The following is a 13316-nucleotide window of genomic DNA, read 5'->3' as shown; positions in this document are numbered from 1 at the left end:
GGGAGTTCAGTCAGTCCGTCAGCTCCTCGATCAACGTCTCGAGGTCGTACGTCGCCGGCGCGCGCGACTCGTCCCGTAACGTCGCGATGGTGAACGTCGAGTTGGTCCGCTCGACGCCTTCGATCCCTTCGAACTCGCTTATCAGCCGTTCGACGGTGTCAGATGAGGAGAGCCGAGCGAGGACGACGAAGTCGGTCTCACCCATCGTGAAGTACGCTTCCGTGACGCCCTCGACGGCGAGGAGTTCGTCGGCGAACTCGTCGTATGGGCCCTCGTAGTCCGCGTGTACCTCGACGATGATCGTGACGCCGAGTCCGAGGGCTTCGTGGTCGAAGTCGTAGAGGTCGTTTTCGATGACGCCCGCCTCCCGCAGGTTGTTGAGCCGGTAGTGGATCGTCGAGACGGGGATCCCCGTCTCGTCGTGGAGCTTCTCCGGGCTGCCGGTGCCGAGATCCGAGATCGCCTTCAACAGCCGCACGTCGCGCTCGTCCATCTCATCCGTACTCGTGTACGACTCGTATATATGTCCCCCGACATGGTCGGAGAAATATCCAATCGGCTAATCGATTCCGAGAGCCAGATCGAATGGGATTCATATGTGTGATTCATCATCTACGATCTCGCGTATATTGAAAGATTAGTTTAAGTAGATTAGGGAATTCCGAACGAGTACCAAATGTATCCTCGAAGTTTGCTCTCATCTCCCGTCGGCGTCGCTGGGGCGTTCCTGCTGCTCGCGGCGCTGTGGGGGACCTCGTTCGTCGCCATCGAAGCCGGTCTCGCGTACTTTCCGCCCCTGCTGTTCGCGGGTATTCGGTACCTGATCGCCGGTATCGTCGTCCTCGGATATGCGGTGTTCGTCGCCGATCGCTGGGTCCCAAACGGCCGCGAGGAGTGGCTCGGTGTCGCCATCGCGGGCGCGTTCGTCATCGCGATCTATCACGGGTTCCTCTACGTCGGCGAGCTCTACATTCCCGGGGCGGTTGCCGCGGTCGTCGTCAGCCTCGCACCGGTTCTGACGGCCACCTTCGCCGCGGTCCTGCTCCCAAACGAACGGCTTGGACCGTTCGAGATCGCCGGGTTCGCGCTCGGGCTTCTCGGCGTGATCGTCATCGCCGACCCCGGCGGGCTCACACTCGGCGGCGACGATGCGGCCATCGGTGGCCTCCCACCGGCACTGCTCGGCGTCATTTTGACCTTCTTCGCCGCCGTCGCGTTCTCCATCGGCGCGGTGTTGTTGCGTCCGCTCCGGACCGACCTCCCGATCGCCGCGTTGCAGGGCTGGGCGATGCTGATCGGTGCCGCGATGCTTCTCGTCGGGGCCGGGGCGTTCCGGGAGTCGCCGGGGGACATCGTCTGGAACGCGACGTCGATCGTCTCGCTCACCTATCTCACGGTGCTTTCCGGGGTCGTCGCGTTCCTGATCTACTTCGCGCTGCTCGATGCGGTCGGGCCGACCCAGCTCCACCTCGTCGGCTACGTCGAGCCGATCATCGCCGCGATCGGGAGTTGGGTTCTCCTCGGGCACCTCATCGAGGGGGAGGCGATCCTCGGCTTCGCCGCCATCCTCGCCGGCTTCGCCGCGCTTGAACGGCGGGAGATCGCTGCGTACGTGACGACGCGGTACGGGTTCGGAAGCTGAGCGCGGTTGGCGGTTCGAGCGAACGCACGTCTCCTGGCCATCCGACCCCGCAACGTCCTTAAGAGCGGGCCGCCCACGCGAGGACGTGTCCCTCATCGATCGGCTCCGCCGTCCCGAGTACACGGGTGAAAACCGGTGTTGGCCCTGTACCGCGGTCAACCTCGTCGTCGTCGTGCTGCTTGCGGGGGTCGTTGGACTGCTCTTCGCGCCGCTCGCCGCGCTCGTCCTGCTCGGTGGCGGCGGGTTGATCTACCTCCGTGGGTACGTCGTCCCCGGAACGCCACGGTTTGCGCCGCGGATCGTCGATCTGCTTCCCGTCGAATTCGGCCCACAAAAACACGTCGAGAGCGACTCCATCGCCGGGTCGGTCGATCCCGAGGAGCTGTTGGGGACGCTCATCGATGCCGACGTGGTCGTCGACGACGGCGATGAACTCCGCCTGACGGAGGACTTTCGTGTCACCTTCGAGGATCGGATGGCCGACCTCCGCACGCTTTCGGAGCAGGCGCTCGCCGAGCGGGCGGCCGCCGTCGCCGCCGGCGACCCCGACGCCGAGGTCCACGCCAACCGCATCCTGCTCGCCGGCGGCAGAGACATCTGGCTCTCGCGCGCGGTCGCCATCGCGGAGACCGCCGCCGCCGAGACGCTCGCTGACTTCGACGTGCCGACGGACCTCCGCGCGCCGGCGGCCGAACCGCTTCGAACCCTCGTGGGGACCTGCCCGGTCTGTGCCGGCCCCGTCGTCGAGACCACCCTGCGGAACTGCTGTGGCGGACCGGGTACGAGCCATCGAAAGCCACACCGACCGGTGTTGGCCTGTGCGGACTGTTCGACGGTCGTGTACGAGTTCGATGTGTGAGAAAGCGTACCGACGGAGCGGTTCACTCCACGCGTTCGGTGACGCCCGCACGGAGGTCGCGTCCGAAATAATGGCCGACAAGCGCCAGCACGAGTCCGATTCCGCCGCCGACGGCGAGCAGCGCGAGCCCCCACTCCTGAATGTATCGCAGGCCGATCGGCAGAAAGCCGATCCCGAGGACGTTTAAGAGCGCGCTGCCGGCCCCGACGCCGGCGCCGGCGATACCCGTCTCGACGTAGCGCCGCTTCGAAAAGACGAGTCCGACGAGGAACGCCCCGAGGAGGACGCCGGCGGCGTGGCCGATCGTTCCGCCGATGAGCGGAAGCATCCCGCCGAGGAAGACCCCGAGTCCAATGGCGACCAGCGCGATCGCGAAGCCCCTCAAGGAGAACCAGCGTCCATTCAGCCCGATGCGGTCCCGGATACCCGCGCCCCGACGTGTGTCATCGCGGGTGTCCTTGCGGGTGTCATCGTCGCGGTCGGGACCGCTCACGGAGCCTCCATCGCTCGACAGATCGTCGTCGAGCAGGTCATCGAGGTCGTCCAACGGATCGCCGTCGGCCGCCTCACGCTCCTTGGAGGGTTGCATGTCACGAGGTAGCGACCCCGAGAACTTGTGTCTTTTCGTCGACCCATCGATCGACCGCCCGTATTGGTCGGTCAGCGACGGGTCACAGCGTCAAAAAACGCGGACGCTCCGGCGCTACTGCTCGGCGAGCCAGCCGGCGAAGTCCTCGGTGAGGAACCCGATGTAATCGAGCACCCCGAGGTACAGCGAGACGAACACGACGACGACGATCGGCACCCGAACGGCCCAGATCCACGCGGTTCCGAGGCCACCGAGGTCACCGATCCCTTGTTCGAGTTCGTCCCGTGCGACCTCGGGGATGACCCAGCCGACGAAGATCGCCAACAACAGCGCGCCGAGCACGAGGAGCACGCCGTCGGCGAACAGGTCAAGCAGGTCGAGGAAGATCAGGTCGACGGTGACCGGGACGCCAAGCAGGAAGATCGCCACGCCGAGGCCGGCCGCGGCGGGCACCCGTTTGAGGTTCCACTCGTCCACCAGATAGGAGGTGACGACCTCGAGGATACTGATCGCGGACGAGAGCGCCGCGATGCCGACCATCGCGAAGAAGACGATCCCGATCACCCGTCCCGCCGGGATCTCGGTGAACGCGGCGGTCAGGCTGACGAAGATCTCTCCGGCGCCGCCGTCGCCGGGCGAGAGTCCCGCGGCGAAGAGGAACGGGAAGACGACGAAGCCGACGATCACCGCGATGAGGGTGTCGAGCCCGGCGATGATCCCCGCGTCCTCCGCGAGGTTGCGGTCCTCGCCGAGGTAGGAGGCGTAGGTGATCATCACGCCCATCCCGAGCGAGAGCGTGAAGAAGGCCTGTCCGGCCGCCGCGGGCAGGATGCTCGTCCAGTTCTCGGCGATGACGCCGAAGTCCGGCGAGAGGTAGTACGCGTATGCCTCCGTGGAGGCGTCAAGCGTGAACCCGTAGGCGGCGAGTCCGAGCAACAGGACGATGATCGCCGGCACCATCACCTTCACCGCGACCTCGATCCCGCTGCGGATCCCGGCGGCGACGATGGCGATCACGAACGCCATGAAGATCGCGTGGAACAGCAGCGAGTCGAGGCCTGTCGAGACGCTTCCGAAGAGCAACTCCGCGGCCTCCGGATCGGCTGCACCGGCGGCATAGCCGTCGGTGATACCGATGAGCATGTATCTGAGGAACCAGCCGGCGACGACGCTGTAGTACGCGAGGATCACGAATCCCGTGATCACGAAGAGCCAACCGACGTATTGCCAGATCCCGCTGCCGAGATCACGTAACGCGCCGACGGGGTTGCGCTCCGTTCGTCTCCCGATCACGAACTCGACGAGGATCGCCGGGAAGCCGATCAGCGCGATAAACAGGAGGTAAACGAGCAGGAACGCCGATCCACCCTCCTGCCCGGTGATGAACGGAAACCGCCAGATGTTTCCGAGTCCGACCGCGCTGCCGACCGCCGCGAGGATGAACCCGAACCGTGTCGCCCAGGTTTCGCGTGCCATTATGTCTCTCCCGCTGTTATGGGCTCTTAAAAGGATGTCTGTTCTACTGCGTGCGAACCGATCCGGGCCGCCTCAAACGACCGCGTATCCGACTCCACCCAAGCCGTCCCTGTCTCTTCTTAAGCCGTCCCTGTCTCTTCTTAAGCCGTCCCTGTCTCTTAAATCGGCGCGCGCCCAACCGGCAGCATGGATGAAATTCCCCGCTCGAAGGGACGTGTACCGATCGTCGCGACGGCCGTCGCGGTGACGGCGGCGGCGCTCGCCTGTCGTCGGATCGTCGCTCGATTTACCCGCGGCCGTCTCGGAGGGGCGGATGAGTACAACGTCGCGGAAGTGCCGGTGTCGGGTCCGATCGTCCGGGATCGAGGCCGTCCGTCGCCGCTTTCGGGTGGCACGGCGACGACGGCCGACGAGGTCGTCGAACTGATCGAGGAGGCCGACGAGGACGAGGCCGTCGACGCGCTTTTGCTCCGGATCAACACCCCCGGCGGGCAGGTGCTTCCGAGCGACGACATTCGCCGTGCAGCTGCCGACTTCGACGGCCCGACCGTCGCCTACGCCACCGACCTCTGTGCGTCCGGCGGTTACTGGATCGCCAGCGGCTGTGACGAGCTGTGGGCACACGATGCGAGCCTGGTCGGCTCGATCGGCGTCATCGGCTCGCGGCCGAACGCCGCGGAGCTCGCCGACAGGCTCGGGATCTCTTATGAACAGTTCACCGCCGGGGAGTACAAGGACGCGGGGGTGCCGCTTCGGGAGATCGAAGACGACGAACGCGAGTATCTCCAGGGGATCATCGACGGCTACTACGAACGGTTCGTCGAGACGGTGAGCGAGGGGCGTGACATGGACCCCGAGGACGTCAGGGACACGGAGGCGCGAATCTATCTCGGAAGCGACGCCGCCGAGGTCGGTCTCGTCGACTCGCTCGGTACTCGCGAGGACGTCGAGGATCGGCTCTCGGCGCTGCTGGATGCCGACGTCGAGGTCCGCGAGCTGCAACCCCAGCGAGGGTTCGCCGAGCGTCTCGGGATCGGCGCGGAGCGGCTCGCATTCGCCGCCGGCAACGGGGTCGCGAGCGTCTTTTCGGGGTCCGGCGGTGACGTCGAGATCGAGCTCCGGTGACGTCGTGACCGCACCGTGATGATCGGTTGGTTCGACCGTTTCCGCCCTGACGACCGGGAGGGTTTTTACTCGCGGGCGGTGTGGGGTGAGACGTGACGACGCTGGTCATCTGTGTGGACCGCTCGGGGACCGTCGGGCGGACCACGAACGTTCCGATGCCGGTCGCCGGATGGGAGGCCGTCAGGTCGCTCGTCACGGACGTCGGCCTCGGCGATCCCGAGGACGCCAGCGTCAACTGTCTGCTGGAGGCGCTTCGGATCGCCCGCGACCTCCGTGACGGCCGTGAGGACGCGGTCGTCGCGGTCATCTCCGGCGAGAGCGATTCGCCGATCGGCGCCGACCGCTCGCTCGCCTCCCAGCTCGATGACCTCGTGGCCCGCTATGACCCGACCGCCGCCATCGTCGTCGTCGACTCCGCCGAGGACGAGCGCGTTCTCCCCATCATCGAGTCGCGCGTGCCGGTGGACTCCGTCGACCGCGTCGTCGTCCGACAGGCACACGACATCGAGTCGACGTACTACCTGCTCAAACAGTTCCTCGCGGACGAACAGCTCCGCTCGACCGTGCTCGTCCCGTTCGGGGTGGCCCTGCTGTTGTTGCCGCCGCTTTTCTACTGGCTCTCGCCAGCAGCCGCCGTCGCCGCCGTGGCGGGCCTGCTCGGCGCGGCGCTGTTATATAAAGGACTCGCGATCGATCGCCTCGTCGCGGGGGTCCCCGAGCGCGTCCGCGAGGCGCTGTATGCGGGACAGGTATCCATCGTCACCTACGTCGTCGCCGGCGGGCTCACGCTCGTCGGCCTCTTTTTCGGCGCGCTCGCCGCCGCCGACCTCGACGCGGGGGTCCCCGTCCTCGTCGAGTCGATGCAGTTCGTTCACGCGGCGGTCCCGTGGCTCACCGTCGCGGGGTTGACCGCCGCGACGGGCCGACTGCTCGATGAACTGATCCGCGATGAGGGGATCCGGACGCCATATTTAAATCTCCCCTTCGTGATCCTGGCGGTCGGGCTCGTCGTTCGCGGCTTCGCGGGCTACTTTCTCGAACAGGAGTCGGTGTTGGCCGCACTCGTCGTCGGCGACGTCGCCGTCTCGCCGGGGCAGCGGCTCGCGTTGTTTATTATCGCGGGGATCGTCGTCTCCGTCCTTGGGGTGAAACTCACGAGCGACATCGGCTCGGAAGCGCTTGAGGAGGTCATCGACGCCGACAACGAGCGTGACCCGAACCGACGCGGCGAGAGCGAAGTCGACCGGAACTGACCCGCCTTCGGTTATCCGTGGGTGGCGCGGAACTCGCCGTGTTTCATGCCGATGAGGAACGCGATCGCCCCGAAGAGGATCATCGATGGAGCGACCATCATGAGGGTCGTCTCCAGTATCATCATGCCGCTCCCGACCAGCCCGGCGACGCCGACGGCGATCACCAACAGCAACAGGCCGACGGCTTTTGGCAGATCTAGCTGCATACGGCTCCCGGTAGGCGGTCGACGTTCCTAAGGGTTCGGTTCCGATCGTTCGACCCCGGTCCGTCACGCCTCGATGATGTCGTCCGCGGCCGCCGGGGGTATCGATAGCTCCCCGCTGAGCGAGACGACCGCGTCGCCGCCGACTTGAACCGTCCCGTCTTCGATCCGCACGTGGACGACCCCCGGTCGGTCGATGAAGTGACCCTGTTCGAACCGAAGCGTCGACGGCAACGATCCCTCGAAGGCGTCAACGGCCCGGAGGTACGCCGCACACGCCCCGCTCGCGGTCCCGGTCACCGGGTCCTCCGGGATCCCGGCGGCGGGCGCGAACGCCCGACCGTGCAGCGTCGACGCCGCATCGATGGCGTCGAAGGTGAACGCGTAGACGCCGGCGACGTCGTGTTCCGCCGAGATCGCCTCGACGGCTTGCTCGTCCGGCCGTGCCTCGCCGAGGCGCTCAAGGAAGTTGACCGGCACGATGAGAAACGGCAACCCGGTCGAGGCGACCGCGACCGGGAGGTCGGCACCGACGTCGCGAAGGGCCGCCGGATCGATCCCCAACGCGTTCCCGAGGCGATCGTACTCGATCGTGACCGGGTCGACGGTCGGGGCGTCCTGTGTCATCCACACACGCCCCGTGTCGGTTACCTCGATGGCCAGATCGCCGACGTTCGTCCGGAGGACCTCCTCGCCCGCTTCGATCGCGCCGTCGGCCGAGAGCGCGGCGTAGCTCGCGATCGTCGCGTGGCCACAGAGGTCGACCTCCGTCGTCGGGGTGAAATACCGAACCCGCCTGTCGGCGGCCGCGTCATCGTCGAGATCGGTGAGAAACGCCGTCTCGGACGCGCCAAGCTCGGCGGCGATACGGGCCATCCGATCCTCGCTCAACCCCGTCGCGTCGGGGACGACGCCGGCGACGTTGCCGGACAGCGGCTCGCGGGTGAACGCGTCGACGAGCAGGGTGGTTCGCGTCTCCATATCCCGCCCTCAGCACGCCTACATAAAAACGCATGGAGGTGAAAGCGAACACCCGGCCACGAGAAGCCACCCTTCAGGCCCGGGTGGAAGTCCCAAGCACGTGTGAGACGCCGTCGAACTCGAATCGAGCACCGCCGTCGACCGACTCGTTCACGCCGACCTCCCAGCCGTGTGCCTCGGCTACCTGTGCGACGATCCCCAAGCCGAAGCCCGTTCCGGCCTCGCTCGTCGAGTAGCCGAGATCGAAGACCCGCTCGCGCTGCCCTTCGTCGATCCCGGGACCGTCGTCGGCGACGGCGAAGCCGTGATCGGTCCGCTCGACCGTGACGGTCACCGCGGGACCGCCGTGTTCGACCGCGTTGCGGAAGAGGTTCTCAAGCAGCGTTCGCACGCGGGAGCTATCGGCCGCGACGACCCCGGGATCCTCGATCACGAGCGTCGCGTCCGCGGTCTCGACGGTACTCCAAGCCTCCCGGGCGATCGCCGCGAGATCGACCGATTCGCGATCGACCACGGCCGACCCGAGGCGGGCGAACGAGAGCGCGTCCTCGATCAGTTCGTTCATTCGATCGAGGGCCCGTGCGGCGCGATGGAGCGAATCGTCCTCGTAGCGCTCCTGCACGAGCGCGATGTGGCCCGAGGCGATGTTGAGGGGGTTTCTGAGGTCGTGTGAGACCATGCTGGCGAACGTCTCCAACCGATCGCGTTCGCGGGCCACCTCGGCATCCGCGCGGTGCCGCTCCAGCTCGTAGCCAATCCACTGTGCCATGAGGTCGACGAGCATCGTGTCCCACTCACGGAACGGTTTCTCCCGCGGCCGACGATCATACAAACAGAGCGCACCGTCGATCCGATCCTCGATGAGGAGCGGCGCCCCGACGTAACAGCCGATCCCCGTTTCCTCGAGTTCGCCGTCCTCGTCGTGATCCGCGACGGCGGTCGAATCCGGCAGCTGAACCGTCCGCTCCGCGTCCAGAATGTGCTCACAGATCGTCGTCCCGGCGGGCACGATATCGCCTTTCTCGAGCGATCCACGGTCGTCCACGGCGACTTCCACGTGTTGGGCGTCGCCCTTGATGCGGGTGTAGAGTGCGGTTTCGACGTCGAGCAGCCCCTTTCCGAGCCTGAGCAACGAAGTCACCTTCTCCTCGAACGTCGCCTCCCTGTCGGCGATCACGTCATGGAGGCGGCGTATCGTCTCCGTATATCGGTCGGGGTTCGCGGCGCCCGCGATGGCCCGTTCTACCCCACGAGCGAGCCGCTCGCCCCCGTCCGGGTCGTCCTTTCGTACGTAGTCGCTCACGCCGGCGCCGATCGCCGCGGACGCGGTCGCCTCGTCGCCGACGTCGGTGTAGATTATGAACGGGAGATCCGGCTCCCGGGCTCGGAGGGTCGCAAGCAACTCCATCCCGGAACCGTCCGGGAACGACAGCTCCGCGATCACGCAGTCGATCCCACCGTCCTCGACGTGTTCGACTCCCTCCCCGTAGCGTCGTGCGCGGACCACCTTGACCCGATCCGCCGTCCCGTTCAGGGCGTCTTCAACGTCCGCTGCGGCCCCATCATCGGGGTCCGCATGGAGCACGGTCGGCCGATAGTGACTCATGAGCCGTTCTACTTGTGGACTACACTTGGAGGTACCGCCGCCTTGCGGTTCCCGTGACCCGCCGTCGACCGACGCGGGGCGTCGTCCCCGGTCGTATCGATGTCAATCCTTTTGAGGATGTCCACGGATAGAGGATACATGGGACTATTCGATCGGTTACGGGGGACACACTCGCCCCGCGTCGCGTTTCTCGGCCTTGAGGGCGTGCCTCACGGGCTCATCGAGGACGAACCGGAGGTTTTCCCGTCGCTGACGGCGCTCGCCGAGGAGGGCTCCAGCGGGCCGATCGACAGCACCCTCCCGCCCGAAACGAGCGCCTGCTGGCCGGCGCTCACGAGCGGGATGAACCCGGGTGAGACTGGCGTATACGGGTTTCAGGACCGCGAGATCGGGAGCTATGACACGTACGTGCCGATGGGGCGGGACGTACAGGTGGATCGCGTGTGGGACCGTGTGACTACCGCGGGTCGACAGGCGACGGTGATGAACGTCCCCGTCACCTTCCCACCCCAGCGGAACGTCCAGCGGATGGTCTCCGGATTTCTCTCTCCCGACATCGACAAGGCGGCACATCCCGACGAGCTTCGGACCTACCTCTCGGAGTCGGGATACATGCTCAGTGTCAACGCGAAACTCGGACACAAACAGGATAAGACGGCCTTCCTCGAACACGCCCACGAGACGCTCGAAAAACGCGCGGAGGCGTTCAAACGTTACGTGACGCACGACGATTGGGACCTCTTTATGGGCGTGTTCATGACGCCCGATCGGGTGAACCACTTCCTCTGGGAGGCGTACGCCACGGGTGGGTCCGACCGTGAGGCCTTTCTGGAGTTCTATCGGACGCTCGATCGATACGTCGGGGAGATCCGCGAGGCGCTTCCCGACGACGTCACGCTCGTTGTCGGCTCCGCACACGGATTCACGACGCTCGCATACGACGTCTACTGTAACGAGTGGCTCGAACGGGAGGGATGGCTCAGCTACGACGGCGACGACCACGGCTCGCTCGCCGACATCGACGACGAGACGCGGGCGTACTCGCTCGTCTCCGGGCGATTTTACCTCAACCTCGACGAACGTGAACCGCGTGGATCGGTGCCCGCCGACGAGTACGACGCGGTGCGCGCCGAGCTCAAAACGGAACTGGAAGCGATGACCGGCCCGGACGGTACCCCGGTCGCGAAACGGGTGGTAGAACAGGAGACCGCCTTCCGCGGTGATCACGACGCCATCGCGCCGGACCTCGTGATGATCCCGAACGACGGCTTCGACCTCAAGGCCGGCTTCAGGCCGCACGAGCACGTGTTCGACGCGAGCGGGCCACGGACGGGTATGCACACCTTCGACGATGCGGCCCTCCTGATCGACCATCCCGACGCGATCGTCGAGGACGCCGACCTCCTCGACGTCGTCCCGACGCTCTTGACGCTTCTCGACGTCGAATACGGCCGCACAACCTTCGACGGGGCGAGCCTGATCTGAGAGGCGTCGCCGGTAACCGACCCCCCGCTACGGCTTCGTCGAATCGGCACCGTCGAAGCGGAGTTCGAACCGCGCCCCTTCGGGCTCCGCGGGAATCGCGACGATCTCCCATCCGTGTGCCTCGGCGATGTGTTCGCTGATCGCCAGCCCCAGGCCCGTTCCGTCGTCGTCGGTCGTGTACCCGCTCTCGAAGATGCCGTCTGGATCCTCATCGAAACCGACGCCGTCGTCCTGTACGTACACGCCGATCGGTCGGGTCGACTCCGCCCGCGTTTCCCGATCGGCTTCCTCCTCGGTCGGGGCGTCGATCGGTCCGACGCTCACGGTGAGCGGATCCGTCCCGTCGTCATGGCCGGATCCCTGCCCGCCCATCCCGTGTTCGATGCTGTTTCCGAAGAGGTTCTCGAACAGCTCCCGGATCCGGGTCGGGTCGGCCTGAAAGGTGGCGTCGGCGTCGATGACGAGCTCGGCATCGCCGGTGTCGACGTGTGCCCACGCCTCGCGTGTCACCTCCGAGAGACGCACGTCGTCGATCGTCCCGACGACGTGCCCGTCTCTGGACAGCGACAGCAGCTCCGTGATGAGTTCGTCCATCCGGTCGAGCGCATCCTCGACGCGCTCGAGCCGTTCCTCTTCGCCGGTCGTACGCGCCAGATCCAGGTGTCCCTTCGCGATCGAAAGCGGATTTCGGAGGTCGTGGGTGACGATGGAGGTGAACCGATCGAGGCGATCGTTTTGGCGTTGTAACATCTGTTCACGCTCGCGGCGCTCGGTGACGTCGGTGTAGATGGCATACCCCGAGGCGTTCTCCGTCCCGAGGTGGATCGGCACGATCTGAAGGAGAAAATGGCCGATCCCGTATGCCGTCCGGCGGGTCACCTCCCGACGCAGGTTCTCCCCGCGTTGGAGCCGTGCGTTCAATTCGTATGCCTCCTCACGGACGCCTTCGGTATTCGACGGGAGGATGTAGTCGTCGATCGGTTCGCCAACGATCTCCTCGGCGGGATAACCGAACGTCTCCTCGAACGCCGAGTTCACCCGGACGACGAACGGAACGCCGTCCTCATAGCCGTACTCGACCGCCGCGTCGGGAATGTTCTCGAAGAGCGCGCGGAGTCGGTCGCGTTCGGCCCGGAGCCGCTCGTCGACCCGGAGACGGCTCAACGTCTCCTCGAGATGGGATGCGAGAAGTTCGGCGAGTTCGAGGTCCTGTGCATCGAAGGCGTCGGGCATCGCCGCGACCACCTGTAAGATGCCCTCCTCACCGACCGGCACGGTGAGCGCCGACCCGTACGCCTCGTGATCGACCGAGCCGGCCACGATCGCCTCGTTCCGCTCGATCACCGCCCCGGCGAGACCCTCGCCGACCCGAACGCGGTTCCGGTCTGCCGGGTCCTCATCGGTCGAGACCGCGACGGGCTCTATCCATCCGTCGGTAACGACGCCGGCGATGCTGTGGCGTGTCGACAGGATCTCGTCGGCGATGGCGACGGCGATCCGGTAGGCGTCCTCCGGCGACCGAGCCGTCGCGAGCCTGGCGGCCCCGGCCTGGAGACGCTCCATCCGCGACGGCTCGGTGTCCGGATCGCTTACCAGCTGCTCCCGATTCGATCTCGCAACCAGCCAGCGTGTTCTCTCCGCCAGCTCGGGCGCGCTCGTCGCCACCGCGTCGACGATCGGATCGGTCGCGATCGGATCGGTCGGGTCGTCCACGAACGCCACGATCGGCGTCGCCGCATGTGAGCCCTTGATCCGGTCGAGCCCCGTTCGATCGAGGACGATCAGCACGTCCGCGTCCGGAAGCGACCCTTCTTCGATCGATCGGGGATCCGCGTGCCGAACGTCCGACTCAAGCTCCCCGCCCACCGCCGCCTCGGACTCGGCCGCGAGAACGACCATGTCACGGTCGTCCGACTGCTCCCGATCCACGTATGGCCATCATGAGGGCCGTCTCGAATATATTTCTGTCCATCGAATGTTGATGAGCTATCATACTCTGTTCGCCTTTTCTTGACGGACTCTCATCGCCGTTCCTATCGCTTGTCAGACAGATAAACGTGATCGATCCCTCCAGCCGATCCACGGACGGACCCGACG

Annotated in this window: 12 protein-coding genes; 5 read left to right on the top strand and 7 right to left on the bottom strand. The window is 66.0% G+C overall.

Annotated elements, in window-relative coordinates; translation table 11 throughout:
* Positions 1-10 precede the first annotated feature (10 nt).
* Positions 11-493 (bottom strand): Lrp/AsnC family transcriptional regulator, encoded by a 483-nt coding sequence (locus tag CHB65_RS00405; RefSeq protein WP_089383074.1) that lies wholly within the window; start codon positions 491-493, stop codon positions 11-13.
* Positions 494-676: 183 nt separating this feature from the next.
* Here CHB65_RS00405 and CHB65_RS00400 point away from each other — a divergent pair, with 183 nt between their 5' ends.
* Both CHB65_RS00400 and CHB65_RS00395 read left to right on the top strand, forming a co-directional pair.
* Positions 677-1642, top strand: a complete 966-nt coding sequence (locus CHB65_RS00400) for a DMT family transporter (RefSeq protein WP_089383073.1) — start codon at positions 677-679, stop codon at positions 1640-1642.
* A gap of 85 nt (positions 1643-1727) precedes the next feature.
* Positions 1728-2501 carry a hypothetical protein gene (locus CHB65_RS00395; protein ID WP_089383072.1) on the top strand — a complete coding sequence of 258 codons (774 nt, stop codon included), beginning with the start codon at positions 1728-1730 and terminating at the stop codon, positions 2499-2501.
* 22 nt (positions 2502-2523) lie between these two features.
* Here CHB65_RS00395 and CHB65_RS00390 read toward each other — a convergent pair whose 3' ends face one another.
* Positions 2524-3090 (bottom strand): hypothetical protein, encoded by a 567-nt coding sequence (locus tag CHB65_RS00390; protein WP_089383071.1) that lies wholly within the window; start codon positions 3088-3090, stop codon positions 2524-2526.
* 114 nt (positions 3091-3204) lie between these two features.
* Positions 3205-4566 carry a sodium-dependent transporter gene (locus CHB65_RS00385; protein WP_089383070.1) on the bottom strand — a complete coding sequence of 454 codons (1362 nt, stop codon included), beginning with the start codon at positions 4564-4566 and terminating at the stop codon, positions 3205-3207.
* Positions 4567-4752: 186 nt separating this feature from the next.
* On the opposite strand from CHB65_RS00385, the gene sppA reads away from it, so the two are divergent.
* Both sppA and CHB65_RS00375 read left to right on the top strand, forming a co-directional pair.
* The gene (sppA, locus tag CHB65_RS00380) at positions 4753-5691 is read left to right on the top strand and encodes a signal peptide peptidase SppA (protein ID WP_089383069.1); all 939 of its coding nucleotides are present in this window, start codon (positions 4753-4755) and stop codon (positions 5689-5691) included.
* Between the two features lie 92 nt (positions 5692-5783).
* A complete protein-coding gene (locus CHB65_RS00375) occupies positions 5784-6944 on the top strand; it encodes a DUF373 family protein (RefSeq protein ID WP_089383068.1) in 1161 nt (386 codons plus the stop codon).
* A gap of 11 nt (positions 6945-6955) precedes the next feature.
* Here CHB65_RS00375 and CHB65_RS00370 read toward each other — a convergent pair whose 3' ends face one another.
* The 3 genes from CHB65_RS00370 to CHB65_RS00360 form a co-directional block, all read right to left on the bottom strand.
* Positions 6956-7150, bottom strand: a complete 195-nt coding sequence (locus tag CHB65_RS00370) for a DUF7333 family protein (RefSeq protein ID WP_089383067.1) — start codon at positions 7148-7150, stop codon at positions 6956-6958.
* A gap of 63 nt (positions 7151-7213) precedes the next feature.
* Complete coding sequence (locus CHB65_RS00365; RefSeq protein ID WP_089383066.1) at positions 7214-8128, bottom strand: PhzF family phenazine biosynthesis protein; 915 nt, start codon at positions 8126-8128, stop codon at positions 7214-7216.
* 73 nt (positions 8129-8201) lie between these two features.
* A complete protein-coding gene (locus CHB65_RS00360; RefSeq protein ID WP_089383065.1) occupies positions 8202-9734 on the bottom strand; it encodes a hybrid sensor histidine kinase/response regulator in 1533 nt (510 codons plus the stop codon).
* A gap of 138 nt (positions 9735-9872) precedes the next feature.
* Between CHB65_RS00360 and CHB65_RS00355 the strand changes: the two genes are divergently transcribed.
* Positions 9873-11219 carry an alkaline phosphatase family protein gene (locus CHB65_RS00355; protein WP_089383064.1) on the top strand — a complete coding sequence of 449 codons (1347 nt, stop codon included), beginning with the start codon at positions 9873-9875 and terminating at the stop codon, positions 11217-11219.
* A gap of 27 nt (positions 11220-11246) precedes the next feature.
* Here the strand turns inward: CHB65_RS00355 and CHB65_RS00350 are convergent, their stop codons facing one another.
* The gene (locus tag CHB65_RS00350; protein WP_245809877.1) at positions 11247-13148 is read right to left on the bottom strand and encodes an ATP-binding protein; all 1902 of its coding nucleotides are present in this window, start codon (positions 13146-13148) and stop codon (positions 11247-11249) included.
* Positions 13149-13316: the final 168 nt, after the last annotated feature.

The sequence above is a fragment of the Halorubrum vacuolatum genome (assembly GCF_900188065.1).
Taxonomy (GTDB): domain Archaea; phylum Halobacteriota; class Halobacteria; order Halobacteriales; family Haloferacaceae; genus Halorubrum; species Halorubrum vacuolatum.
This window is presented reverse-complemented; position numbering and strand designations above follow the sequence as displayed.

What these genes read in the sequence shown, in the direction of transcription:
- CHB65_RS00360 (WP_089383065.1), bottom strand. Translation starts at nt 9,734, where the DNA reads ATGAGTCACTATCGGCCGACCGTGCTCCATGCGGACCCCGATGATGGG.
- CHB65_RS00365 (WP_089383066.1), bottom strand. Translation starts at nt 8,128, where the DNA reads ATGGAGACGCGAACCACCCTGCTCGTCGACGCGTTCACCCGCGAGCCG.
- CHB65_RS00370 (WP_089383067.1), bottom strand. Translation starts at nt 7,150, where the DNA reads ATGCAGCTAGATCTGCCAAAAGCCGTCGGCCTGTTGCTGTTGGTGATC.
- CHB65_RS00385 (WP_089383070.1), bottom strand. Translation starts at nt 4,566, where the DNA reads ATGGCACGCGAAACCTGGGCGACACGGTTCGGGTTCATCCTCGCGGCG.
- CHB65_RS00390 (WP_089383071.1), bottom strand. Translation starts at nt 3,090, where the DNA reads ATGCAACCCTCCAAGGAGCGTGAGGCGGCCGACGGCGATCCGTTGGAC.
- sppA (WP_089383069.1), top strand. Translation starts at nt 4,753, where the DNA reads ATGGATGAAATTCCCCGCTCGAAGGGACGTGTACCGATCGTCGCGACG.
- CHB65_RS00355 (WP_089383064.1), top strand. Translation starts at nt 9,873, where the DNA reads ATGGGACTATTCGATCGGTTACGGGGGACACACTCGCCCCGCGTCGCG.
- CHB65_RS00405 (WP_089383074.1), bottom strand. Translation starts at nt 493, where the DNA reads ATGGACGAGCGCGACGTGCGGCTGTTGAAGGCGATCTCGGATCTCGGC.
- CHB65_RS00400 (WP_089383073.1), top strand. Translation starts at nt 677, where the DNA reads ATGTATCCTCGAAGTTTGCTCTCATCTCCCGTCGGCGTCGCTGGGGCG.